The sequence below is a fragment of the Colwellia sp. MB02u-9 genome (genome assembly GCF_014077085.1).
In the GTDB taxonomy this organism is placed as follows: domain Bacteria; phylum Pseudomonadota; class Gammaproteobacteria; order Enterobacterales; family Alteromonadaceae; genus Cognaticolwellia.
In genome coordinates, this window is sequence record NZ_JACGVF010000094.1 from 113,942 (window position 1) to 138,673 (window position 24,732).

General features: G+C 39.3%; 20 protein-coding genes. 9 read left to right on the top strand and 11 right to left on the bottom strand.

What is annotated here, in order from left to right:
- Window position 1: 1 nt before the first annotated feature.
- From H4J65_RS09195 to H4J65_RS09205, 3 genes are all read right to left on the bottom strand, one after another.
- Window positions 2–409, bottom strand: coding sequence for a F0F1 ATP synthase subunit epsilon (locus tag H4J65_RS09195; protein WP_182137947.1), 408 nt, complete (start codon window positions 407–409; stop codon window positions 2–4).
- Window positions 384–1,985, bottom strand: coding sequence for a F0F1 ATP synthase subunit beta (atpD, locus tag H4J65_RS09200; protein WP_182197769.1), 1,602 nt, complete (start codon window positions 1,983–1,985; stop codon window positions 384–386). The genes H4J65_RS09195 and atpD overlap by 26 nt, the downstream gene beginning before the upstream one ends.
- Before the next feature lie 550 nt (window positions 1,986–2,535).
- The gene (locus tag H4J65_RS09205) at window positions 2,536–3,051 is read right to left on the bottom strand and encodes a hypothetical protein (protein ID WP_182198229.1); all 516 of its coding nucleotides are present in this window, start codon (window positions 3,049–3,051) and stop codon (window positions 2,536–2,538) included.
- Between the two features lie 61 nt (window positions 3,052–3,112).
- Between H4J65_RS09205 and cls the strand changes: the two genes are divergently transcribed.
- Complete coding sequence (cls, locus tag H4J65_RS09210; protein ID WP_182197771.1) at window positions 3,113–4,567, top strand: cardiolipin synthase; 1,455 nt, start codon at window positions 3,113–3,115, stop codon at window positions 4,565–4,567.
- A 49-nt stretch (window positions 4,568–4,616) separates the two neighbouring features.
- Window positions 4,617–5,369 carry an endonuclease/exonuclease/phosphatase family protein gene (locus tag H4J65_RS09215; protein ID WP_182197774.1) on the top strand — a complete coding sequence of 251 codons (753 nt, stop codon included), beginning with the start codon at window positions 4,617–4,619 and terminating at the stop codon, window positions 5,367–5,369.
- 118 nt (window positions 5,370–5,487) lie between these two features.
- On the opposite strand, the gene H4J65_RS18060 is transcribed toward H4J65_RS09215, so the two are convergent.
- Window positions 5,488–5,799 (bottom strand): hypothetical protein, encoded by a 312-nt coding sequence (locus H4J65_RS18060; protein ID WP_259367571.1) that lies wholly within the window; start codon window positions 5,797–5,799, stop codon window positions 5,488–5,490.
- A 189-nt stretch (window positions 5,800–5,988) separates the two neighbouring features.
- On the opposite strand from H4J65_RS18060, the gene acnA reads away from it, so the two are divergent.
- Window positions 5,989–8,727: an aconitate hydratase AcnA gene (gene acnA, locus H4J65_RS09225; protein WP_182197781.1), complete on the top strand. Its 2,739-nt coding sequence runs from the start codon at window positions 5,989–5,991 to the stop codon at window positions 8,725–8,727.
- 429 nt (window positions 8,728–9,156) lie between these two features.
- Here the strand turns inward: acnA and corA are convergent, their stop codons facing one another.
- A complete protein-coding gene (corA, locus tag H4J65_RS09230; protein WP_182197784.1) occupies window positions 9,157–10,377 on the bottom strand; it encodes a magnesium/cobalt transporter CorA in 1,221 nt (406 codons plus the stop codon).
- Between the two features lie 1,283 nt (window positions 10,378–11,660).
- On the opposite strand from corA, the gene H4J65_RS09235 reads away from it, so the two are divergent.
- The 5 genes from H4J65_RS09235 to H4J65_RS09255 all read left to right on the top strand — a co-directional run bounded on the left by H4J65_RS09235 (window position 11,661) and on the right by H4J65_RS09255 (window position 16,874).
- Window positions 11,661–12,131 (top strand): c-type cytochrome, encoded by a 471-nt coding sequence (locus tag H4J65_RS09235; protein ID WP_182197786.1) that lies wholly within the window; start codon window positions 11,661–11,663, stop codon window positions 12,129–12,131.
- 18 nt (window positions 12,132–12,149) lie between these two features.
- Window positions 12,150–13,538 (top strand): MBL fold metallo-hydrolase RNA specificity domain-containing protein, encoded by a 1,389-nt coding sequence (locus tag H4J65_RS09240; RefSeq protein WP_182197788.1) that lies wholly within the window; start codon window positions 12,150–12,152, stop codon window positions 13,536–13,538.
- Between the two features lie 15 nt (window positions 13,539–13,553).
- Entirely contained in the window at window positions 13,554–14,006 is a 453-nt protein-coding gene (locus tag H4J65_RS09245) for a universal stress protein (RefSeq protein ID WP_182137940.1), read from the top strand.
- Between the two features lie 405 nt (window positions 14,007–14,411).
- Window positions 14,412–15,941, top strand: coding sequence for a thymidine phosphorylase family protein (locus H4J65_RS09250; protein ID WP_182197790.1), 1,530 nt, complete (start codon window positions 14,412–14,414; stop codon window positions 15,939–15,941).
- Between the two features lie 21 nt (window positions 15,942–15,962).
- Entirely contained in the window at window positions 15,963–16,874 is a 912-nt protein-coding gene (locus tag H4J65_RS09255) for a ribose-phosphate diphosphokinase (protein WP_182197792.1), read from the top strand.
- Window positions 16,875–17,131: 257 nt separating this feature from the next.
- On the opposite strand, the gene H4J65_RS09260 is transcribed toward H4J65_RS09255, so the two are convergent.
- From H4J65_RS09260 to H4J65_RS09275, 4 genes are all read right to left on the bottom strand, one after another.
- Window positions 17,132–18,166: an endonuclease/exonuclease/phosphatase family protein gene (locus H4J65_RS09260; RefSeq protein WP_310649930.1), complete on the bottom strand. Its 1,035-nt coding sequence runs from the start codon at window positions 18,164–18,166 to the stop codon at window positions 17,132–17,134.
- 219 nt (window positions 18,167–18,385) lie between these two features.
- The gene (locus H4J65_RS09265) at window positions 18,386–18,967 is read right to left on the bottom strand and encodes a DUF3365 domain-containing protein (protein ID WP_220465117.1); all 582 of its coding nucleotides are present in this window, start codon (window positions 18,965–18,967) and stop codon (window positions 18,386–18,388) included.
- Between the two features lie 111 nt (window positions 18,968–19,078).
- A complete protein-coding gene (locus H4J65_RS09270; RefSeq protein ID WP_220465118.1) occupies window positions 19,079–19,852 on the bottom strand; it encodes a sulfite exporter TauE/SafE family protein in 774 nt (257 codons plus the stop codon).
- Window positions 19,853–19,858: 6 nt separating this feature from the next.
- On the bottom strand, window positions 19,859–20,728 hold the full coding sequence (locus H4J65_RS09275) for an MBL fold metallo-hydrolase (protein WP_182137936.1): 870 nt from the start codon (window positions 20,726–20,728) through the stop codon (window positions 19,859–19,861).
- A 313-nt stretch (window positions 20,729–21,041) separates the two neighbouring features.
- On the opposite strand from H4J65_RS09275, the gene H4J65_RS09280 reads away from it, so the two are divergent.
- The gene (locus H4J65_RS09280; protein WP_182183718.1) at window positions 21,042–21,929 is read left to right on the top strand and encodes a DMT family transporter; all 888 of its coding nucleotides are present in this window, start codon (window positions 21,042–21,044) and stop codon (window positions 21,927–21,929) included.
- A 318-nt stretch (window positions 21,930–22,247) separates the two neighbouring features.
- Here H4J65_RS09280 and H4J65_RS09285 read toward each other — a convergent pair whose 3' ends face one another.
- Both H4J65_RS09285 and H4J65_RS09290 read right to left on the bottom strand, forming a co-directional pair.
- A complete protein-coding gene (locus H4J65_RS09285; RefSeq protein ID WP_182137935.1) occupies window positions 22,248–22,445 on the bottom strand; it encodes a CPXCG motif-containing cysteine-rich protein in 198 nt (65 codons plus the stop codon).
- Window positions 22,446–22,559: 114 nt separating this feature from the next.
- Complete coding sequence (locus tag H4J65_RS09290; protein WP_182197795.1) at window positions 22,560–24,407, bottom strand: nitrilase-related carbon-nitrogen hydrolase; 1,848 nt, start codon at window positions 24,405–24,407, stop codon at window positions 22,560–22,562.
- Window positions 24,408–24,732 lie beyond the last annotated feature (325 nt).

A 24,732-nucleotide genomic window follows, 5' to 3' on the forward strand; every position in this document is an offset into this window, starting at 1 on the left:
ATTACCTTTCCTGCTTAAAGGTCACTAGGCGACGTATAAAACCACTTTCAATTTTTACCAGTACCGAGCGCAATTTTTGCTCTTGTTCGTCAAGTTTTATAAATTTTTGTTCTATGGCCTCACGTAAATCAGCCAGTGCTGTGCCAGCAATTGCATTACGCACTGAAATCAGTACCTCAAAACCTGTCTTAACCAATATACCTTCGTCAACGGCAATGTAGACTTCATCAGCTCCTTGGGTTTCAAAGACTAATATTCCTGCAGATAGTGCGATAACACAGTCAAGTCGGTGCGGAAAAATGCCAAATGCACCCTCGTTTGTCACCGCAATAATACGCATGACTTGGGCTTGCTCAATAAACACCTTATAGGGTAATAAAACCTTAAGCTTCATCTGGGCTGCTTGCATCTGCCGCCTCCTTTGCCATCTTGTTTTTATTCTCTGCAGTTTGCTCCACGGGTAGTTGTTTAACCTTTTCACTAGCCTCACTAATCGCCCCAATCATATACAGCGCATTTTCTGGTGTATCTTTAAACTCATCTTGGAGTATGCGTTCGCAACCATCTAAGGCATCACTTAAACTCACCAACTTACCCGGCATACTAGTGAACTGCTCTGTAGTAAAAAAAGGCTGAGTAAGAAAACGTTCCAGTCGACGAGCACGCCCCACCACGTTATGATCCTCGGGTGACAGCTGTTCCATGCCAAGCATGGCAATAATATCTTTAAGATCTGCGTATTGCGCCAAAGTACTGCGTATTTTTTGTGCTAAGTCATAGTGTCGCTGACCAATAATGCCAGGAGTAGCCATTTTTGAATTAGATTGTAACGGATCGATAGCTGGATATAGCCCTTCACTGGCACGTTTACGCGATAACACAATTGAGGCAGATAAGTGCGAAAAGGTATGCACTGCAGCAGGGTCAGTAAAATCATCTGCGGGAACATATACCGCTTGAATTGAGGTGATCGCTCCACTGCCAGTATTGGCAATACGCTCTTCTAGTTGTGACAACTCGGTACCCATGGTCGGCTGATAACCGAGTCGAGCGGGCATATGCCCCATCAAACCAGACACTTCCATACCTGCCTGAATAAAGCGAAATATATTATCAATCAGTAACAGAACATCACGGTGTTCATCATCACGAAAGTATTCCGCCATGGTTAACGCCGCATGACCCACCCGAAAACGCGCTCCTGGCGGCTCATTCATCTGGCCGAACACCATTACCATGTTGTCTAAAACGCCGGCCGCTTTCATCTCTCGGTAGAGTTCTTCACCTTCTCTACAGCGTTCACCAATACCGCAAAAGATACTGACCCCCGCATGTTGTCCAACCATGTTGTGAATCATTTCTGTCAGCAATACCGTTTTGCCAACACCCGCACCACCAAACAAGCCAGCTTTACCACCGCGCTCAAGGGGCATTAAAACATCGATTACCTTGATACCGGTCTCAAACACTTCGCTTTTAGTCGCGCGTTTGTCTAGGCTTGGTGGCACATTGTGAACTGAACGCCACTGCACGTCGTTCGGTGGTGCTTCGCGATCAATCACGTTACCAAAAACATCAAACATACGAGACAAAATACCTTTACCTACTAAGGCCTGTAACGGCGCTCCCGTGTCTTGTACTAACATGCCACGAGCTAAACCTTGGGTAGGTGTTAGGGCAATCCCCCGCACACGACGGGTATCAAGTTGTGAAAAAACTTCGATTGAAATTTGATTATTCTCGCCCGCATGCAATAAGGAACGTATGGGGGGAAGCTGATCCGAAAATGCTATATCTACTACACTGCCTCGCACAGCTATCACACGGCCCGTATTTTTAATTGCTGTGGCTGGCTTTTTGGGCTCGCATTTTTGATCATAGCTCTGGTCAGTGTTTTGGTCATTTTTTTTCTCTGACTTTTGCTCAGACCTTTGCTCAGACAAGGTTATATCAGTACTTTGTGAGGTTTTATTTTTACTGTTCATAAAACGCTGCAGCATTTTTATTAGGCTGGTTAACATCCAAAGGGGGTATGTTATCGCTATGCTCAGGTGAGTTAAACTTGTGATTAAAACAACCATAGAGCCGCTGATAAGGCAAACCAAAATACCCGCGCTTGTAATATAGTTGAATCATATTGATCTCCTGATAACAAATTTCCATACAGACAACGGCTTACTGACAGCTGTCTGTTAATACTAAGTACTTAGTAAAATAATTATAGGGTAGTATTTGCGATAGTTCTTTGCGTTAGCTCAATAAAAGCTGCACTAAGTTAATTGGGAAGGTTAGCTCACTGTTTTACAAGTTTATTGTTTTATACTCATCAAACTAAGTAAGCTGTTGAAATGTTTTGCATACGTCATAAAATGGCTAATAACCTTGGCAATGCCTTAGTAATACCTTAGTAATAACAACATCATTAAAATTGCCGATAGGCCACTACCGCGCAAGCAAGTTCGCCGTTGTTAAACATTTATCCTGATGGCTTATGTTGAAATACAGTTGAACCTTTAATGAATTTATTGGCGTTTACTAAAAAATAAAAGGCTTTTTATTGGCTTTCATTCGAATCCAATTTAAGGAATACCTCACCGACTTACGTGCAATAATGGTTTGTTCAAGCTTGTTTTTACCTGGAAACGGCATCAAGCTCAGACCCATCAACATGGTGAGTAGACCTTGACCCGGTAAAACTAACATCACCAGCCCACAGATTAACAAGAATAGCCCAACCATAATCTTCACTATGTTGATCATCAAGCTTACGCTGCGATTTATGGGTGTTAAGCGCGAAGTTTCATTCGTATCAACAGCAGAGCTATTTTTTCCAAGTTTATTTTTATGAGCTATATTTTTATCAGCTAGGTTTTCATGGCTTAAGTTGTTTCGGACAAAGTATCGTGAATCCATTTGTGTAATGACATAACTTATTATGATGAAATAAACAATGGCAGCGGCTGTCGTTAAAAACATGGTTAAGAGCATAAAATTAGCATCAAAATTTGCCATTAAATAGCTTGCCACTTGGTTATAATAGTCTTTAAGCACTTTGGTTTTCCACGATTAATTAAACAGCTGATTTAGCAGCGTATTATTTGGGTTGGTCTTTATGCAAATATTTGAAGAATTGGTTCAATGGCTCAGCACCCACTGGGTAACCATCATAGTTATTTTTCATATTAGCTTATCTTTTATAACATCGATACATGTACTTCTGTTCAAAGAAAACGAACGCACATCACTGGCTTGGATTGGTCTTGTCATACTTTCGCCGGTTATTGGCAGCCTATTTTATTGGTTGTTTGGCATAAATCGTATCCAGCGTTTAGCACAAAAAAAACACCCTCCAACACTTAAGCAAGACTTCTGCTCAACAGAAAAAACCATTAAATTTCACCAGTTACCTAAAAATTGGCATTCAGCCATTATCGCGGCTCATACTATTCACCCCGTTAATTACCTGGCTAATAACAGCGTTGAGCCACTGATTAATGGCGATACAGCTTACCCAACCATGATCCAGTCTATTGATGACGCTAAGAATTATATTGTTTTATCGAGTTATATATTTGCTTACGATTCACTGGGTCGCCAATTTGTTAACGCTTTAGCTCAAGCGCACCAAAGAGGTGTAACGGTAAATGTTTTACTGGACGGAATTGGTATTGGCTATAGTTGGCAGAAAGTCGACCGTGCCTTAAAAAAAATGGGGGTAAAAACGGCTCGTTTCTTACCCGCTATTTCCCTTACCAGCTTTCGCTTTATTAACTTAAGAAATCACCGAAAAACACTGTGTATAGATGGTGAAGTAGCCTACATGGGGGGCATAAACATCAGTAAAAATAATATCATTAAAGCGGCAATACACCCCATTGATGATATTCACTTTAAAGTTACCGGTCCAGTGATTGACCAAATTAGTCAAGTATTCATCGAAGATTGGTTTTTTGCCACCGGCGAGCACATTAATTTTCCCTACTGGCAGCCAAACACTGCTGAGCAAAAAAATAGTCATTCTGTTATTGCTCGAGTCATACAAGATGGGCCCGATGAACACCATAACAGAGTCAGGTGGACATTAATTAATGCCTTAGTTTGCGCAAATAAGAGTGTAAAAATAATGACACCTTATTTTATCCCTGACCAAACATTAATGACTTCTCTTCACGCCGCCGCATTGCGTGGCGTGTCAATCGAAATTATTGTGCCTGAGCACAGCGACATTACTTTTGTAGACTGGGTAATGGCAGCAAATTTCTCAAGAATAATAAAACACGGTATAAAGATATACCAAAACCAAAGGCCTTTTGACCACAGTAAAATTGTGATCATTGATGACATTTGGTCGTTTATAGGATCCAGCAACTGGGACGCCAGAAGTCTCGAGCTCAACTTTGAAATCAACCTAGAATGCTATGATGTGAATCTCAATGCAAAACTGACCGCCTTTTTTGCCTTAAAAAAGCAAAATACTACACCCGTTATTGCAAGCGAATTTAATAACTTGCCAATCTACAAAAAAATTCGCAACAACTTATTTCGTTTGTTTTCACCTTATTTGTAACTAGAACCAAAACCTCACGGTCATAAATTTTATTAAAGAGGGTTTTTTCATGATTAAAGGTCGATATAGCAAAGTGGAATCGCTGAAAATTATGGGCCGCGCCTCTAAGCAGGTATTGGGACCAAACATAGAGATATTGATGTGGAATGTTTTTAAATGCCAAAAAAAAGGCTGGCAAGACGATTTTATAACACTAATGCGCGAAAAAGATTTAATTCTCTTGCAGGAGGCTATTATCAACTCGCCCTTCGACAGCCATTTTAAAGCCTCGTTGCAACATCAGTGGATTATGGCCCGTAGTTTTAAAAACATAAAAACCAACATAGAAACGGGTGTTAAAACCGGATCGACAGTTGCGGCAAAAAGACATTATTATTCAGTGTCTGAGCACAGTGAACCTATTTCTAAAACAAAAAAAATGTTATTGGCAAGCGTATATCCATTACATACCCTTGGGCAGTCGTTATTGGTGGTCAATGCCCATATTATCAATTTTGTTTCTTTAGAAAAATTCAAATCACATTTAGATCAAGTGTTTAGCACGCTTGAACATCATGACGGGCCGATATTAATGGCCGGAGATTTTAATACCTGGAATAGTAAAAGATTGAAATATTTTAATCAGCTCACCAGGTTATTTTCGTTAAATGAAGTAAAAATGAAGCGTCAGCCAAGACTAAAGCATTTATTTCAGCACCTTGACCATATCTACTGTCGCGGATTAACGGTTGTCGATGCGCACGTACATACACATATTCACTCTTCTGATCACTACCCTATTAGCTTGTCGTTACTGAGCTAAAATCCAACAACAATAATATAACCTCTCTTGTAGAGGTTATATTATAAACCATGTTTGGCTGCTCAAATATCACGACTTAGCATGGTACTTCTCCTATTTATTACCTTACTCAATTACCTTACTCAAAGTAGTCACAATAGTCACCATCCAAGATAATCAATGATGATAAATCACAGCACAAAAATAACCGTAAGTAAGTATTACTGTTCATCGTATTCTTTGCTTTCGGTTCAACCAAATGCACAATACCCAAAGCTTTTAATAGGTATTTTTCGTCAACAGGCGATGTAGAGCCGTGACGTATTTTATAAAGAAAGTACTTCTCAAAGGCAATTTTAGCAAAATGCACCCACTTGCCTTTTGAATACCAAGTTCTGTTTCTTGGCGGAATTTGTGGCAAAGCAACAAAAGCGGCTGCGGTATCACCCATTAATGTTAACCTTGAGAGTCTAACTCCTCCCCCTACCTTTGCCTTTACTCATGCTGATATGTTAAATTCAAACCTGTTTTATGACTTATCCACTATATTTTTAGTCTAGTATTGTTACTGTAGATTTACTAATCTAATGTGATGCGTTATACCAATCGAACTAATGCTTTTAAATGGAGATAACTACTAATGACCAAGTCGATACAATGTTTAAAGCAACTTGAAATTAACGGTGAAGTTTGCAACTACCACAGTTTTGATGGTTTGGCAGATAAGTATGATCTTTCACGTTTACCTTTTGCCGCTAAAATTCTCTTGGAAAATTTATTGCGTCATGCCGATAGTGACTTTGTCCAACAAGCGGATATTGAAACCTTAGCCAAATGGGATGTAGACAACTGGCAGGATACCGAAATTGCCTTTGTACCTTCCCGTGTTATTTTGCAAGACTTTACTGGCGTACCAGCTGTGGTTGATTTGGCGGCTATGCGTGATGCTATCGTAAAAATGGGTGGCAAAGCAGAAAGAATTAATCCGTTAAATCCGGTAGAACTGGTGATTGACCATTCGGTGATGGTAGACGTATTCGGCCAAGCCGATGCGATGCAACAAAATACCGCCATTGAATTTCAACGTAATCGTGAACGTTATCAGTTTTTACGCTGGGGCCAGCAAAGTTTTGATAACTTTAAAGTCGTCCCCCCAGGGCGCGGTATTGTCCATCAGGTTAATCTGGAATATTTAGCCAGAGTGGTATTCAAAAAACCAGATGAAGATAATTTACTTTATCCAGATACCTTAGTTGGTACCGATTCACATACCACCATGATTAATGGTTTAGGTGTATTGGGTTGGGGAGTTGGCGGCATAGAAGCTGAAGCGGCTATGTTAGGACAACCCGTCACCATGTTATTGCCAAAAATAGTCGGTTTTGAATTAACGGGCAAGTTACCTGCAGGTACTACAGCCACTGATTTAGTGTTAACTGTGACCGAACAGTTACGTGCTGCCGGTGTGGTAGGTAAGTTTGTCGAATTTTTTGGTGCTGGCGTGAACGAACTGACCTTGGCCGACAGAGCCACTATTGCCAATATGGCGCCCGAGTATGGCGCGACTTGTGGTATTTTTCCTATTGATCATCAAACAACAGACTATTTGCAATTAACCGGGCGTGACAGCGAGCATATTGACCGCATTAAAACTTATTTAAAAGTGATGGATATGTGGGGTACTGAATCGCAACAGCATGCGGTTTATCACAGCAAATTATCGTTAAAACTAGATGAAGTGGTGCCTTCTATTGCGGGTCCCAAACGCCCACAGGACAGAATTTCATTAGACCAAGCCGGCCTTGCTTATCGTGACTGGTTGGCTTTACAAAATGGCATCAAACAAGTTGATTCCAACCAAAGTGAAAGTGGTTTTGAAAGCGAAGGCGGACAACCGTCAGTAATGCTACCTGCCAGTGATGAAGATTCAGGCGTGCCTTGTCAGTATGGTGATGAAAATTTTTCATTAAAACATGGATCAGTGGTAATTGCGGCAATTACCAGCTGTACTAACACCTCGAATCCATCGGTATTAATTGCCGCAGGTTTGTTAGCTAGAAATGCCAGACAAAAGGGATTAGATGTTAAACCTTGGGTGAAAACCAGTTTTGCACCCGGTTCACAAGTGGTCACCGACTATTTGTTAAAATCAGGCTTAAATGAAGACTTAGATGCCCTTGGTTTTCAGCTAGTGGGATATGGCTGTACTACGTGTATTGGTAATTCAGGTCCCCTACCCAGAGAAATTAGCGAAGCCATTCATCAAGGTGACTTGTCTGTTACCTCTGTTTTATCAGGCAATCGCAACTTTGAAGGACGCATTCACCCCGAAGTACAGGCCAATTATTTAGCCTCGCCGCCGCTTGTGGTTGCTTATGCATTGGCCGGTAATATGAAGATAGACATTACGACTGAATCTTTGGGTAATGATACTTCAGGTAAGCCGGTTTATTTGCATGACATCTGGCCAGATAGTCAGGAAATTAAACAAGTGATAGAAAAAGTGATTGACAGTTCAATGTTTATCTCACGTTATGCGGATGTTTATAGCGGTAATAAAGACTGGCAAGCACTAGATATAGTAGAAAGCCAAAAGTATGATTGGCCAGATTCTACTTACGTCAAACTACCCCCATTTTTTGACAATATTACCGCTAAAATACCGGATATTAACCCGATTGAAAATGCCCGATGCTTGTTAAAGTTGGGCGATAGTGTCACCACAGATCATATATCACCTGCCGGTTCAATTGCGTTAGATAGTCCAGCGGCCGCATATTTACAAAGTGCTGGAGTAGCGCCTAAAGATTTTAATTCTTATGGTTCTAGACGTGGCAATCATGAAGTGATGATGCGCGGTACTTTTGCCAATGTGCGTTTACGTAATTTATTAGCGCCAGGCACCGAAGGCTGTTGGACTCGACTCATGCCATCGGGTGAAAAAATGAGTGTTTTTGATGCTGCCATGCAATACCAGCAACAAAAAGTTGCTTCGATTGTAATCGCCGGCAAAGAATATGGTACGGGCAGTTCTCGTGATTGGGCCGCTAAAGGGCCAGCTTTATTGGGTGTTAAAGCGGTTATCGCACAAAGTTATGAACGTATTCATCGCTCTAACTTAGTCGGCATGGGCATTTTACCATTGCAGTTTATGCCTGGTGATAGTTCCGAGTCATTAAAGCTCACGGGGGAAGAGCAATTCAATATTCCAGCCGTGAGTGCAGGACAAAAAACAGTGAAAGTGTCGCTCACAGCTCAAGATGGCAGTAAACACTCTTTTGATGCGAATATTCGCATTGATACACCAAACGAATTTAGTTATTACCAACATGGGGGCATATTACATTATGTGCTACGTAATTTAGCCGCCTCTGACTAGCCTTATGACTATTTCGCGATAGATAAAAGACAGGCCATATTTTATTGGCCTGTCTTATGATTGGCGCAGGTGTCGTTGTTTAACCCTCTGTGATGATTTTTAGCTATTTAAGCCCAAATAATGTTACGGATTAACCACTACTAAATTTATCTGCTCGCTTTTTCTGGTGAATCTACTTACATCTGATATTTTTATGCAAGAAACGAGATTTTAATTTTTTATATAGCTTAAGCTTTATTAATAAATGGTATTGACGTTAACCTAATACCAACCTCACTAATTATCTGATCATTTTTACTGGTTAAAATAACCCACTACTGCGTTATTTATTTAATAATTAGAACGACTAGTTATTAAAATAAATGCCTTATATTTGGCCATTTTTCCTGCGTATAAAGTAGACCACCTAATTAATGAAATTGGTATAAGCTAATTTTTGCCAATCCAGCCTTTGTGCCAAAAATAAAATAGCATCGCGATGGTAAGCAAGATAAAAACACACCATATTGCTGGATAAGCCCAGCGCCAAGTTAATTCCGGCATATACTCAAAATTCATCCCGTAAACACCCACGATAAAGGTTAATGGAATAAACACTGAGGCCATAATAGTTAACACCTTCATGATTTCATTCATACGATTTGACACGGCAGACATGTATAAATCGGTCAGGCCACTCGCCATCTCACGATAGGACTCTATAACCTCGACAATTTGAATTGTGTGCTCATAGACATCACGCAAATAAGGTTTGGTGGCATCAGTGATGCGTCCATCCTCCTCACGATAGAGTTGATCAACAACTTCTCGCATCGGCCAAACAATACGTCGTAAAAGGGCAAGTTGCTGTTTAACACTATGGATGCTGTGCAAGACTTCCACTGAGGGGTTATTCAGCGTGACCTGTTCAAGCGCTTCAAGCACATCACCATATTGTTCGAGCACCGGAAAGCAATGATCAACAATGGCATCAAGTAGTGCATAGAGCAGATAATCTGTGCCATTTTTACGAATGCGCACGTTATCTTTTTGCAGTCGGTCACGTATAGGTTGCCAGACATCACCCTTTTTTTCCTGAAAGGTGATCAAGACATTATCATAAAGAAAAAGACTGACTTGCTCAGAATCTAGTTCATTACTCGTTGCAATGTTATTGATGTGGCTAGGTGCGGCTTGAATCAGTTGCATTATACGCAATACCACAAATAGATGATCGTCGAAGAGCTCTACTCTAGGACGTTGAGGAATATGCATAACGTCTTCTGCCGCTAGTGTGTGAAACTCAAAATGTTGCCGAAATTGATTAATAACATAAGGGTGCGGTGGACTGATGTTAATCCATCTGACAGTTACCCAGTCGGGCATTGGCTTAGCAAGAAATTCGTCAAGATCAGTAACACTTCCAGTTTCTAGTTGATTAGCACAATAATCGATATAACTAATACAAATGCTGTCAGGTGCAGGGGCAGTAGAAGCATCGGCAATATGTTCAATACCAGGTAAGGCTCCTGGTTTAACTCGGTGCTGGCGATTTTTCGTCCTGACACCAGACAGACCCAAGGAAGAAGCAAGTAAATTAATGCCTTTATTGGGCTTACCGATAACAACCTTAGCCGTGCTACTTTTACTATTACGTGCTTTTTTAGCCATATTCATCCCTTATATCTATTGAAATAATCAATCCGGACCAAAAAAGCGCTAGCACGGACTTTGCCAAATGCATTCAAGGCCTACAGACTTTACACGCACCAACCTATAACTATAATTTATACGAATAGACTTGCAGCGATAAATAACTATAAAGCCAATTTAATTTCCTTATCTGTCTGAGGTATTTTCGGCAATATTTTATGCCTCATTCAATAGTTGATACAAACTTTCTGCACTGAAAAAATATTCTGTATAAATGTTTACAAACCGCTAAGTACTAACAGGTTTAGTAATATTAGCCAACATCTACGCTGATGCTAATTTAGCCACTAAAAAACTGGCCAGAGCTTTGACTCATTCGGTTATTCTGCTAAACAACAGTATTTACTCATTGCTGTTGTTTATTAGTGCAAAAATATTGCCTGTGGCATTACTTCTGTTCACTGTAAAGCATAGATTAATATATTTAGTGTTACGCGTTACCAAAATAAAGCAATAAGCCTTTGTTTTTATGTAATATTAAAAGAAGACATTCATTACTGTTATTCTGAGGTAAAAATAAACACCTAGTACATTTAATGTTTAGTCTCACGACAGTAGCTATATTATGGCGATAACTCTGACTTGTTTTTTGCTGAAATATGACTGATTTTTTTGTTTTACTGTCTTTGATTATCTTTAATCATCAAATTAAATTAACCCTGAAACTTGACTCGACATCGAGCATCTCTGTCATAGCACATGGAAATACTATCACTAAAATTAGTGTTATAAGCTAACAAAATCTATCGAAAAAAACCAAATAAGGCATGGGTGAACACCAAAATTAACACTCTTATTTTTCATCTATTTATCTACATTATTTGCACTCGCTCTTGCCAGTACCTCCTGAACATTAGGGTTAACTACCTACCAATTAAGCCAATATTGATCTTAATCAATATTGGGCCTTATAAACTAGTGCTACCTGAGGAACTAACTGCCAAGCTAAATACAATTAGATTATTAAGTGTTCTGTAGCCTATGTTTCTGCAGACAATATTAATCGGAAAAACTGTGAGTAAAACTTTCACAATACGCTAGTTTACATTGTGCGGTAATCGCAGCATATATTTACTGCTTGAGCAGCCTCCCTAAGAAATTAGGCTTAATACTTTGCAATAGAAAAAGTCAGTTCAAAAGTGTATCCCTTATTTTCCCATTACTTATTAAATAAGGGATTAAATAAGGGATGGTATTAATGAGTGGTTTAGTTAAATCGGCCAAAAAATTAAGGAATAATAATGAAATATACCCTGCTTACTTTACTTGTCATTATGTCATTAACACTACTGAGTTGTAGTGAAGGCGTTGATTCACCACGAGGCTTTAGTCTGCCTAAAGGCAATATTGACTCAGGAAAAAAAGTATTTTTAAAGTTTAACTGTTCAGCTTGCCACACACTTAACAATGTTAATGATATTGAAATTGCAGAGGAAAATGTTGAAAAAAATCCAACAATTGCTATTACTATTGGTGGTAATAAAACCCAAATCGTCACTTACGCAGAGTTAGTAACTTCGGTTATCAACCCTTCGCATAAATTTTCTAGCCCATATTTACCAGCAGCTAAAGCTGCAGATGGTCAATCAAATATGAAGATCTTTAATGATGTGATGACCGTCACTGAACTTATTGATTTAGTATCTTTTTTACAGCCCAATTATCAACTAGTGCCTTATAAACACACCAAGTATCAATACTATCCACATTAATTATTACGGGAGTTTTCAATGAATATTAAATTTTTTGGTGCTACCAGAGAAGTTACTGGTTCGTGCTATTTGATACAAGTTAATCATAAAAACATATTACTCGAATGTGGCATGTTGCAAGGCTCTAAAAGTCATGAACGACACAACCATGACCCCTTCCCGTTTGATGTTGCCCAACTTGATGCCGTGATTGTTAGCCACGCTCATCTTGATCACACAGGGCGTTTACCCATGCTAATAAAAGAAGGTTATCATGGCAATATATACACCCATAGTGCGACCGCAGATCTAGCTGAAATTATGCTGGTTGATTCTGGTTATATCCATGAAAAAGAAGCACGCTGGGAAAACAAAAAACGTGAACGTAAAGGCTTAGCATTAATAGAGCCACTTTACACCACTGAAGAAGCGACCAGAACACTACAATATTTTCAAGGCCTTAGTTATGACAAAGAATTAGAAATTTGTTCTGGCGTTAAACTCACCCTCAGAGATGCAGGCCACATTATTGGTTCAGCTATTGTTGAATTAACCCTTACTGAAAATGGCGAAAGTAAAAAAGTTGTTTTTAGTGGTGATTTAGGCCATAAAAACGCCCCTATTTTGCGCGATCCTTTTCAAGTTAAATATGCTGATCTCGTGATAATGGAAAGCACTTATGGAGACCGACTCCATCGCAGTTGGGCGGATACTTGGCAAGAAATGGGCGATATTATTGCCCATGCTAAAAGCAGCAAAGGCAATATATTAATTCCAGCTTTTACTGTGGGTAGAACGCAAGAGTTACTCTATGAATTTAAACAACACTTTGACGCGTGGCAACTGGATGACTGGCAAATTTTTCTCGATAGCCCTATGGGAATAAAAGCGACCAAGGTCTATGCCAAACACAGGGAAGTTTATGATAAAAAAGCGACAGATGTTGAAGAAAATCATCAGGGTATATTTGATTTACCTAACCTGCACATGTCAGAAACAACTGAATACTCAATGATGATCAATCAAATAAAATCAGGAGCAATTATTATTGCCGGTAGTGGTATGTGCACAGGAGGCCGAATTAAACACCATTTTAAACATAACATTTGGCGGAAAAATGCCCACGTGATTATTGTTGGCTTTCAAGCCAGAGGCACCTTAGGCCGGTCACTTGTTGATGGTACTGAAAATATTAATTTATGGGGTGAAAAGGTACAAGTTAATGCCCAAATTCACACTATTGGAGGTTTTTCAGCTCATGCCGACCAACAAGGATTATTAGACTGGTATCAAGGATTTGAAAATACACCGCCAGTAGTACTTGTGCATGGCGAGGAAGAAGCCATGAGCGTATTAGCACAAAAATTAAAACATCAATACCAAGCTAATGTCGTGCAAGCCAGCTATAAGCAAAATATTATTATCTAAACAAGGGAGACATTTATGTATAAGCACATTTTATTTGCGACAGAGCTAAATGAAACTAAAAGTTATATTGAAGATAAGGTCGAAAAATGGCAGCAGCTGACTCAAGCTAAACTGAGTATTGTTCACGTGGTAGAGCCAATAGCTAACATTTATTATGGTGGTGTGTATGGCGTTGTGCCTAACCTTGACGCTTCAGACAGTGTTAGCACAACAAAAATATTTCAAGACCGCGCCAAAGAGGCCCTACAGCCTTTGGTTAAAAGGCTTAATATTTCTGAGAAAAATTTGCATATACCCGTAGGACAAACGAGTGAGGAAATATTAGCCTTTGCTGAGCAGCATAAAGTTGATTTAATTATAACCGGCAGCCATGGCGTGCATGGTTTACGATTATTATTAGGCTCCACCGCAAATGCCCTTTTACACGGCGCAAAATGTGATGTACTCGCCGTACGTTTTGATGAATAACTTTTTCAAAACAGTGCGTTCGGGGCCCTAAAATGAGTATAGCTTTTACTTATTCTAAACATTAATTAAATACTGGGTTTATAAAGCTGCAAAATAATATTTGCAGCTTTATCACTGGCTTATTTCACTGCCCAGTTGCCAAAAAATATAAACAGCCAAACAATTTTTAATTCACTATATTTTAACCTGAGCCAAACAGCTGATAACCAAGGTTTTTATAAGTCGGAGTTTATGCCTTCAGGTTAAGTTTTGACAGCCCAAATTAAATATTTAATCAAAATGATGAGGTAAGACCCAACCCACAAAAAGCTGTTAAAAACAATAATAAATAAAGTATGAAGAAGGTTACGTGCGCAGTAAAGCTCGGCCCTAACCATTATCTTAGTGAGAAGGATTTTTCACCTTATGTTAAAACTAAAAGCTGTTGCCATTGACACCTTTAAAGAAAATGTTGCCTACTTGCATCGCGATTGCCCGCTCTATCGCACCGAGGGTTTTCAGGCGTTAATGAAGATAGAAATTTACATAACGGGCAATGGTGGTCCGGTGCTTGCGGTATTAAACATTGTTGATGACTGCACTATTGTTGATATTAATGAGCTGGGTTTAAGTATCCAAGCTTTTAAACAATTAGGCAAAGAACAGGGAGTTGACGTAAGAATCGCGCCAGCTAAACCCCCAATATCACTTAAAGCCGTACATCGTAAAATTGCCGGTGAATCGTTAAAAAAAGATGAGTTTCACCTTATTTGCCAAGATATTTTAGAAAACCGTTACTCCAAAATGGAAATTGCCGCATTTTTAGTCGCCTGTAGCCATAACGGCTTAGAACGACAAGAAGTCTTGTTTTTAACAAAAGCCATGGTTGATACCGGCGAAGTTTTAAACTGGGGTGAAAATATAGTTGTTGATAAACATTGTATAGGCGGTATTCCTGGTAATCGTACAACTATGATAGTGATGCCAATTGTAGCGGCACACGGTATGTTAATGCCTAAAACGTCTAGCCGAGCCATTACCTCACCTGCGGGTACCGCCGACACCATGGAAGTGTTAGCTAACGTAGAGCTTTCTATTGAAGAAATGAAAAAGGTAGTACACCAACATCGTGCCATGTTGACCTGGGGTGGCACAGCAAGGCTAGCACCTGTTGATGATATTTTAATTTCGGTTGAACGCCCTTTATCAATGGACTCAACCGGACAACTGGTTGCCTCTATTTTATCTAAAAAAATAGCCGCGGGTTCAACACATCTACTCATTGATATACCGGTAGGCCCATCCGCTAAAATTCACAATAACCAAGCGGCGTTAGCCTTAAGGAAATTATTTGAATATATTGGCGATCTCTTTGGTTTACATATCGATGTGGTGATCAGTGATGGCTCTCAACCGATCGGCAATGGTGTAGGCCCTGCATTAGAGGCAAGAGATGTCCAACAAGTGTTAAGTAATCATAAAAATGCACCCAGTGATTTACGTGAAAAATCGCTACGTTTAGCCGGTAGGATTTTAGAGTTTGACCCCGATGTAAGAGGTGGACAAGGTTACAATATTGCCCGAGACATTTTGGAATCGGGCCGAGCCTTTGAAAAAATGCAAGCCATTATCCTTGCACAAGGAGCACAACCCAAAAAACAAAGTAAAGCCCCATTAGAGTATGCCATGCTCGCAAGTAAAAGTGGCTATGTTAGCGCTATAAATAACTTAAATATTGCCCATATTGCGAGTTTGGCGGGTGCCCCTATAGAGAAAAATGCCGGTGTTGACCTGATTAAAAAAGTAGCCGATAAAGTTAAAAAAGGTGACACACTTTTTATTATCTATGCCAGTTTTAAAAGTGATTTTGAATTTTCGACACAATTTGCCCATGAGAACAATGCTTATGTGATAGCGAAAAATCCCCCCTCAACAGACGACAACTATTTTATTTAATATCAGTCCTTAGGAGCAACAATGACCTTAATACTAGGCTTTGATGATTATTTGTTACCTGCTCAGCAGCTAGCTAAAAGTTTATCGGCGGCGTTTAAGCAGGTAGAGTTACACCAATTTCCTGATGGTGAAACCAAGGTAACTTTGCCAACAACCCTGCCAAAGCATATTATTATTTGCCGAACATTAAATAACCCCAATGCAAAGATTACTGAACTGATCATCACGGCAGCAGCCGCCAGAAACCAAGGCGTTAAGCACATCACCTTAGTAGCACCCTACTTATGCTATATGCGGCAAGATATTGCTTTTAATCCCGGAGAAGCTGTTAGTCAAAAAATTATGGGTAACTTGCTTGCCGCTTATTTTGATAGCATAATCACTATCGACCCACACTTACACCGTATCAATAACCTAAGTGAAGCGATTCCCATTACTCAAGCCTGCGCTTTGCATGCTACGGGTGCTATGTCACAGTTTTTACAACAACATTTTAGTCAACCTGTCCTTATTGGCCCTGATGAAGAGTCTGAGCAGTGGGTAAAAGCTATCGCTCAACCGCACCAATGGCCTTATGTGATTGCGAAAAAAGCGCGTTTTGGTGATAAAAACGTTGCGGTCAGCTTGAACACACAGGATAAAAATAACATTAAAGCCGTAAGCTTAAGCAACCGAGACGTGATCATTGTCGATGACATTGCCAGCACAGGAAAAACCCTAGAACAAGCCGTTAAACAAATACAACAACAATCCCCTATGAGTATTTCAATCATAGTCACTCATGCCTTTTTTGTTGATAACGCCTTAACAAGGCTTAAGGATATGGGTGTGACAAATATTTGGAGTTCAGACAGCGTATTACATAGCACTAATGCCTTTAGTATTATCGATACCCTAGCAAGGCAGTTAAAAAAGATAAATATAACAGACTAAAACCAACCGACATTAAACCTACATAGTACATACGAGAATAACATCACGTTGGGCAATACCTTGTAGGTCGGAATTTATTCCGACAACTGTTAAGCAAAAGCCAAACAGACCAGAAAACAAAACTGTCAGCTATTGTTTTCTGTTAACTGATAGCTGATAGCTGAAAGCTGAAAGCTATTTTACTGACAGCTATCGATTAAAACCTAAGGCACTCAAGTCCAACCTAGAAAAGACTGACAAGCGAGCCCTATCAAACCTTATGATCTTAACGTTAATGTCACTAACACAATACCATGATCGGTACTTTCGCCATCGCGTTCAAAAATCGGATTAATTAAATGTCGGTCATATGTGTGATAGTCACTGACTTGATAAAGACTGTCGTGATAACCGGCATCAAATTCACAGGAAAATAAAAGGTAATCGAGTACCGAGCTACCAGCACCAAAGTAATGAGTCGGGGTACGCGTTACCTTTTCTGCTTGACTAGCGGGCTTAGTTTCATGGCTGTCATTAGTTTGTGCTACTTGGAATAAATCCCAAGCGTCGTTTAAACAATATTTGGCCAGATAAGCATCACGATCAATCGCAGAAACAAAGCGTAAGGTGTTCGTGAGTAAATGACTTAACACGCCATCAGCTAAGCTATTATTAAAGTCGCCCATTAATATCATAGGATGAGCAGTGGCCTCTCGTCGTTCAATCATATCAATCATTAATAAGGTTGCTTCACTACCACGTTGTATAGTGGAACCCCAACCGCCCGCTACTTGTGCTTTTAAGCTCTCAATAATGGTTTTTTCTGCTGAGCGTTTTTTATCTTGCTCATCAACTTCAAGCATTGAACGTTTAGATTTAAAGTGCACCACATAACAGTCACAATGACCCATATGAGGTACTTCAATCGTTGCTCTGATAACTTTACGACTAAAAGAAAAATCATTAGCTAAACCTAAACCTTCGGCAAGTTCAGTGTTTGGTTTTACCGCATTGACTTCAACAATAGGATAACGTGAAGCTATGGCGACAACAGGACGTTGGTAAATAAAATCATCAATGACCAGGGGTTCATCAACCACGGCGAAATAAGTATAGCCCTGCCCAGTGACTAATGCTTTTAGCGACTCTGTACTAAAAACCTCCTGAAAACCAATAATATCTGGCTGATGTTCAGCCAAATAATCAGCCACCCATTTTTGCTTTTTTTGCCATTGCTCTGCGCTATAAATTCGCTCAAAATCATAAAAAGCATTAGGGGGTTCAAGGTAATTGAACAAATTAAAAGTAGCCACTTTAAGTTCGGTATTTGTTTCTGATATAGATACAGCTTCAGAGGAGAATTGCTGATTTATTACTTTTTTATCTGCTTGGTGGATAATATTAACTCTAAGAGAAAGATGATAAATAATTATACCCTATCGTTTCTTAAAATTATTAACTTAAAAACCAGCAAAATAAAATTATCCCAACTTTTATCCTACTGGTTTATCAAACTACTAGGGTAAAAATCCCTAGAGCTTTATTTTCTGTAAGGTGAATGCGCCGCGAATATCACCCAACTTGAAACCTGTGGCTTGATCGTTTGGATATAACGCGTTCACTTTATTACTTACGTCATCAGCTAACTTGCTGCCATGGCATGCTAGGCATAAGCCACCCGTAGGTATTGCCTTCATATAACGCAAAACAGTTTTCTCACCCACTTGCACTACTTCAGAATGTTCCATGGTATTTATATCTTCTCCTGCCGCTTTGCGTATTTCAAACTGGCGTAAAATAGTTGCTTCCCAAACATCAGGTGCATTGCTGGTATTACGCACTTTCAGTGAAGTTCGAGCGATATTCCATGCTGACAAGGCAGAATTTTTTTCAGCAATAGCTCCGGCTTGTGTATTACACACCTCTAGTGCTTTGATAGGGCCGGCTGTTTTCATCGTCGTGATTAAGACAGATTTTAAATCGCTGCCAAAAGCCTTTACTAAAGAGCGCGCTTGCTGAATATCTTGCATAGGAAGGGTTTCATCGGCATTAACAAGTAATGGTGACATGACTAAAACACTGGTTAATAACAGATTAATACTGATTAATTTCATATACTTCTCCATTGTTATGGTGTGTTACTGTTTATAAAGAAAATGTAGATTAATTTCCTGTACTTTTTTCATAAATCATCTTATTTTCTGCACCTGGAATTAAAGCAAGTATTAAAAAAAGTCACTGATTGAGTGAATTAATATCGACACACTCATGATTAATAAAAATATAGCAAAAAATTTCTTTAGTTTTTCTTGAGGTGCATTGGTTGCTAGTTTTTGACCTAATAAACTACTAACTGAACCAATAAGAGCCAAAATAACAATAACTTGCCAGTTTAAGTTTAAATCGATCTGTGTTGACATAGAAAAGTATTTAATAAAACCTGTTAAAGACTGCAGCGTTATTATGGCTAGACTCGTTGCCACGGCATAGACCATATTCATTCGAGTAAATGCAAGTAATGCTGGAACAATAAGAAAGCCGCCCCCTACGCCAACCAATCCGGTAATACTGCCAACAATAGCGCCAATAAAAACCAATTTAAGCACAACATTATCGCTAAGCGTTTTGTCAGGAGCGTTAACCTTACCTTTTAGCATTGAAAATGCTGCTAGCAGCATAATCACCGCGAACAGACTTAGCTGTTCACTACCTGAAAAGTAAATAGAAAGCCCGGCTGCAAGATAGCTAAATAACATACTTGGCAAACCAAACTGCAACACAACCGGCCAATGGATCATTTTATTTTGTTGGTACTTTAATGCCCCCGAAAACGCAATGAGCCCCACAATGGCGAGTGAGCTTGCAATAGCGGTTTTTTCATCTTGGCCAACAATATAAGTCAACGCAGGCACAGTTAATATCGAGCCACCTGAGCCTAGCAAGCCCAAGCTCAGGCCAATAAGTATCGCAACAAAAATAATAAGCATAAATTCGATCATGATTAATTACTTAAAAGCATTTATAGGTAGCGTTAAATACTGCAAACCATTATCTGCGGCTTTTGGAAAGTGCCCTGCTCGAATATTGATTTGCACCGAGGGTAAAATCAGTTTTGGCATAGCCAAGGTCATATCTCTTTTATTTCTAAAAGCGACATATTCTTGCGCTGAAACATGGCTATTAATATGAATATTTTTCAATTTTTGCTCGGCGACACTGCTTTGCCAAACATATTGTTCTCTGCCCTCAGCTTTATAATCATGTCCGATGAAAATACAGGTATTGTCAGGCAGCGAAAATATTTTTTGAATGGAGTGATATAAGGTTTCAGCATCACCACCGGGGAAATCACACCGAGCGGTACCATAGTCAGGCATAAATAAAGTATCGCCAACAAAAACGTTGTTATCAATAAGGTAACTTACACAAGCTGGTGTGTGTCCAGGGGTATGTAATACCTTAATGGTGAAACGGCCTAATTCAAGTACATCACCTTCATGAAGAAGTTGATCAAACTGTTGTCCGTCAGTGCAAAATTCAGCTTCAAAATTAAAAATAGGCTTGAATATTTTTTGCACATCAACAATATGTTTACCAATGGCGATTTTACCGGCTAATTTTTTTTGCAGGTATGGCGCCGCTGTTAAGTGGTCTGCATGGGCGTGTGTTTCTAAAATCCATAAGCACTGCCATTTTTTTGCTGTGACAAAATCAATAATTTCATCCGCTAACGCCGTTGATGTCGCGCCTGATGACATATCAAAACCTAATACCGAATCAATAATGACACATTGCTTTGCGACACTGTCTGCTACTAAGTAAGTTGCGGTATTGGTTATTTCATCAAAAAAACACTTTATGGCTAAATCAGTCATTTTAATCTCTATTGAATGGGTATTTAGGTTTTAGACGTTCAAATAAAGGTTAGAACGAAATCAACAAGACAGCTACTATCTAGATTTAATACTGTCAATTTTGTTAGCGGTGATATCAGTTACCTAACCACTACATTAGCATATACTACATTAGATATCACTAATATAAAGTAGTTAATTGTAGCAATGGTTAATCACACTACATTAGTGATAAAGTACTTATCTGCATTGGTGGAACTAACCATATTTTATCTACCAGTAATATGGCATTACTTTCTGAAAAGGTATTTTCTTGAATACAAACCCTGTAAAAATGATTGTTAGTACCGTTTTCGCGCTTTTAGCCTTTGCTGCTAACTCAGTGCTATGTCGGTTAGCCTTGGGCGATAACACCATTGATGCCGCAAGCTTTACTGTTGTAAGACTGGTGTCAGGTATTATTATATTGTTAGCGTTAATCAAGGTAACCAGTAAAACTAAACCAGAAAAGCCAGCAAAAATAGAGAGTAAGTCGAAGGGAAGTTGGCTAGCCGCTAGTATGTTATTTATTTACGCGGTAAGTTTTTCCTATGGTTATATTTCATTAGATACCGGCACCGGAGCACTTATTTTATTTGGTGCGGTACAAATAACCATGATTATTACCAGCGTAATTTCAGGTAATAAGTTGCATATATCAGAATGGTTAGGCTTAAGTATTGCCTTTGGCGGCTTTGCCTATTTAGTTATTCCTAGTTTGACCACGCCGTCATTGATGGGCTTCATGCTGATGAGCATGTCAGGTATCGCTTGGGCCTTCTATACCTTGATAGGACGAAAATCTAAAAATGCGCTTAGCGATACCGCTCATAACTTCCTTAGAACTTTACCTTTTGTGTTGGCCTTGATAATTTTTGGCTTTAATAACGCATACATCACCTCGACAGGATTTTTGCTCGCGGTATTGTCTGGCGCTATTGCCTCTGGCATCGGATATTTTGTCTGGTATATCGCACTGACAACACTGTCAGTCACTCAAGCCGCGGTTGTTCAGTTGTTGGTGCCAATAATTGCAGCTATGGGTGGTGTTATATTTACCAGTGAGTTGATCTCCCTGCGCTTAATTGAGTCATCAATATTGGTACTTGGTGGTATTTTAACGGTAATACTTGGTAGGTACTATTTTGTGCAGTTGCCTGCAAAAAAAGCAGCAAAACTATAATATAAACGTGAAGGGTTTTACCCTATTTCCGAGCAAATCATTAATATTTTGGTAAAGTTAGAAGTCAATATGCAATACCGAGGTGTTAGCTAACAAGCATTGTCAACGCGAGGAATATGTAAAAATGATTTTTTATTGAGGATAATAGCGTAAATAAAGCAAAAAATTAGACCATAACCTAAAGCCAAATTTATACCTGAACTTAAACCAAACAAGCACTGACATATATAGTGTAAATTTAATAAGCTATTAATATAAAAATTTATCAATAGCTAAAAACCTAGATTAGTGACACCTATCTAGGTTTTTCTGTCTTAATTAAAACGCTTCATCTTCACTATAAACACGAACGCTAAGATCACCGTCCATACTGCTAGTCACCAAAAAGTTTATTGGCTTACAACATACTTGGCAATCTTCAATGTATTGCTGTTCCATGTCGGATGAGTCAATCAGCACTTTAATTGTTTCACCACAATAAGGACACCCTATTGACTGCTTAGTTAATTCATTCAATTTTACGTTCTCCAATATTTTTCTAACGACATTCTAAAGATATAACGAGCAAGCATAATTACTCGTTTTTACTCATATTAATGATTTCATAATACGCTAACTAAACTGATTATTTTATTTTTTTAATCTTAGCAATGGATAAATAACAGCTTTGGTGATTTTACCATGCTGATACTTAACCAAGGGTTGGTTGACATAGCCATTAAATTTATCTGACTGCCAGGGATTTAATAAGGCTGACTCTGCCGGGACATTAGCAATTAATCCTGTGGATTTTTTCTGTTTTACTTTTTTTTTGTTTGAACTGCTACCCTTAGCTGTATCAAGGTTCTTACCAGAAGCATCAGCAGAAGAATCGACAGGAGCAGCTTCGGCAAAGCTTTTCTCACGACTGGCCGCAACGATGCAAATTTTATGTTCAGCGGCGTAAGATAACAAGCTAAATTCAACCTCACTTGCTTCTTGAATATCGAACGGGACAAGTAATACCTGAATATTGTTTAAAGCCGCCAGCTTAATCATTTCAGGTATATTCGCGTCGTCTCCGGTTAGCATAGCAAGCTTGATCACGCCTTGCTCTAACGGTAGCTCTATAATTTCCAACTCACTCCCTAATGCAGTCCATTGATATCTTTGACAAAAATGTAGCTGTTGTTGTGTTGCAAATACCCCCCGTTCGCTTATTAGCACAGCATGATGCGCTCCATCAATAACCAAACTCGTGCACACATATTGAAAAGGTCTTAACACCGCACTGATTTGTTTAATGAGCGCAGTACACAAACAGGCCACCTGATCGAGTTGCTCAGTGTTATGAGTGATTGCTTTATCTGCGATAAAAAATAATTCGGGTAGTTGAATAATGTCACTAAGGTTGTTTTCAATGTAATGACAAACATCTTCAATAGCTTGCTCGTCAGACTTATAGGTGGCAAATATCGCGACATTAGCCGTTTCTGGCACAGTATCATTGAGTGTGGCTTCAGTTGCAGTTGCTTGTTGCAGGGCTATTTTTTGCTGTTGATAAAGCTCAGGACGTCGTTGTTTTATAACCTTGGTACCATCAGGACGCAATTTGTTGCTCAACCCTACCCCAGCTAAGTCGATATCAGCAAAAACAAACCCTTCTTCATTGTGATCTAGCTTTGCTAACACCTTGCCATTAGGAGAGACTATTTGGCTATGGCCAACGCCCATCAGGTGCTTTTCAGCCCTTGAACTTTGACTTGAAAAATCGTCACTTTCTGCTGCAGCATATGCTTGTTCTTGCCCTTGTAAGTGCCCATGTAAGTGTTCTTGTAAACATTGTTGTGATGGCTCTGGCTGCCACAGCGAACCAATTTTATTTGCTGTGGCGACAAAGAGATTATTTTCAACTGCTCGAGCAAAGTCATGTAACTGGCTTTGATCTAATGCAAATGAACTCTGCGAATTACATAATAATTGCCCGCCGCCTAAGGCAAGCGCGCGCGATGGTTCAAAGCTAATACCATCGCTACCGGCTAACAGCCCAAGCTGTCCAAAAGGGCTTGTTACAACGCCAGAAACTTTATTGGTGCTAATAAAAAAATCACTTTCTTGGCCTGTCAGTACCTGTTTATCGGCTTGATGAATAAGCTCTCCAAGCGGTGAAAACAAACAGGAGGTAACACTAATATTTGATTTAATCGCCGGATTTTGGTGATCGCGTGTTAGGTCTTGGCGAAGTGTTACGTTGAGCATAATATAACAATGATGCTTTTTCGCTTGCTGTGCTATCTGTTGTAAAAAATTACCATTAAGTGCTAACGCTTGATGCCAAGCTTGGTTATGGTCGACGTATGAAGGCTGAGTATTACAAAATTCAGGCAAAACAATTATCGATGGCTCACAAACCGCCGCCTGATTTATCATACGAACACAGCTTGCTAGGTTTTCTTGAACATTTAAAGCGGTGGCAAACTGAGATACGGTGACGCGCATGATTTATATTTTCCAGATAACTAGGGGGATTTTTTAATTGAGTAATGTCATAACATGACACTTTATCCGCGAGATTATATCATTTACATTAAGTTTGTGACCTTGTTGTTCGCAGGAAAAACAGCTCAAGTGAGTAATAACTTTATAAAAGTGGACTAAATATAAGCAATACACTCAAATTTATAGTCATTTAGCCACCAATAACCTATTGGGGTAAAAGAGAGACTAAAGCTAACAACTACCCTTAGTACCCTTTAACAGGGTTATGAATAGGCAAAAAAAAGCTCATTGATATCAATGAGCTTTTATTACCCGCTCAAAGTAA

Excerpts from the sequence above, each read along its gene's own strand:
- H4J65_RS09195 (WP_182137947.1), bottom strand. The coding sequence starts at position 409 with ATGCAAGCAGCCCAGATGAAGCTTAAGGTTTTATTACCCTATAAGGTG.
- atpD (WP_182197769.1), bottom strand. The coding sequence starts at position 1,985 with ATGAACAGTAAAAATAAAACCTCACAAAGTACTGATATAACCTTGTCT.
- cls (WP_182197771.1), top strand. The coding sequence starts at position 3,113 with ATGCAAATATTTGAAGAATTGGTTCAATGGCTCAGCACCCACTGGGTA.
- H4J65_RS09215 (WP_182197774.1), top strand. The coding sequence starts at position 4,617 with ATGATTAAAGGTCGATATAGCAAAGTGGAATCGCTGAAAATTATGGGC.
- H4J65_RS18060 (WP_259367571.1), bottom strand. The coding sequence starts at position 5,799 with ATGGGTGATACCGCAGCCGCTTTTGTTGCTTTGCCACAAATTCCGCCA.
- acnA (WP_182197781.1), top strand. The coding sequence starts at position 5,989 with ATGACCAAGTCGATACAATGTTTAAAGCAACTTGAAATTAACGGTGAA.
- corA (WP_182197784.1), bottom strand. The coding sequence starts at position 10,377 with ATGGCTAAAAAAGCACGTAATAGTAAAAGTAGCACGGCTAAGGTTGTT.
- H4J65_RS09235 (WP_182197786.1), top strand. The coding sequence starts at position 11,661 with ATGAAATATACCCTGCTTACTTTACTTGTCATTATGTCATTAACACTA.
- H4J65_RS09240 (WP_182197788.1), top strand. The coding sequence starts at position 12,150 with ATGAATATTAAATTTTTTGGTGCTACCAGAGAAGTTACTGGTTCGTGC.
- H4J65_RS09245 (WP_182137940.1), top strand. The coding sequence starts at position 13,554 with ATGTATAAGCACATTTTATTTGCGACAGAGCTAAATGAAACTAAAAGT.
- H4J65_RS09250 (WP_182197790.1), top strand. The coding sequence starts at position 14,412 with ATGTTAAAACTAAAAGCTGTTGCCATTGACACCTTTAAAGAAAATGTT.
- H4J65_RS09255 (WP_182197792.1), top strand. The coding sequence starts at position 15,963 with ATGACCTTAATACTAGGCTTTGATGATTATTTGTTACCTGCTCAGCAG.
- H4J65_RS09265 (WP_220465117.1), bottom strand. The coding sequence starts at position 18,967 with ATGAAATTAATCAGTATTAATCTGTTATTAACCAGTGTTTTAGTCATG.
- H4J65_RS09270 (WP_220465118.1), bottom strand. The coding sequence starts at position 19,852 with ATGATCGAATTTATGCTTATTATTTTTGTTGCGATACTTATTGGCCTG.
- H4J65_RS09275 (WP_182137936.1), bottom strand. The coding sequence starts at position 20,728 with ATGACTGATTTAGCCATAAAGTGTTTTTTTGATGAAATAACCAATACC.
- H4J65_RS09280 (WP_182183718.1), top strand. The coding sequence starts at position 21,042 with ATGATTGTTAGTACCGTTTTCGCGCTTTTAGCCTTTGCTGCTAACTCA.
- H4J65_RS09290 (WP_182197795.1), bottom strand. The coding sequence starts at position 24,407 with ATGCGCGTCACCGTATCTCAGTTTGCCACCGCTTTAAATGTTCAAGAA.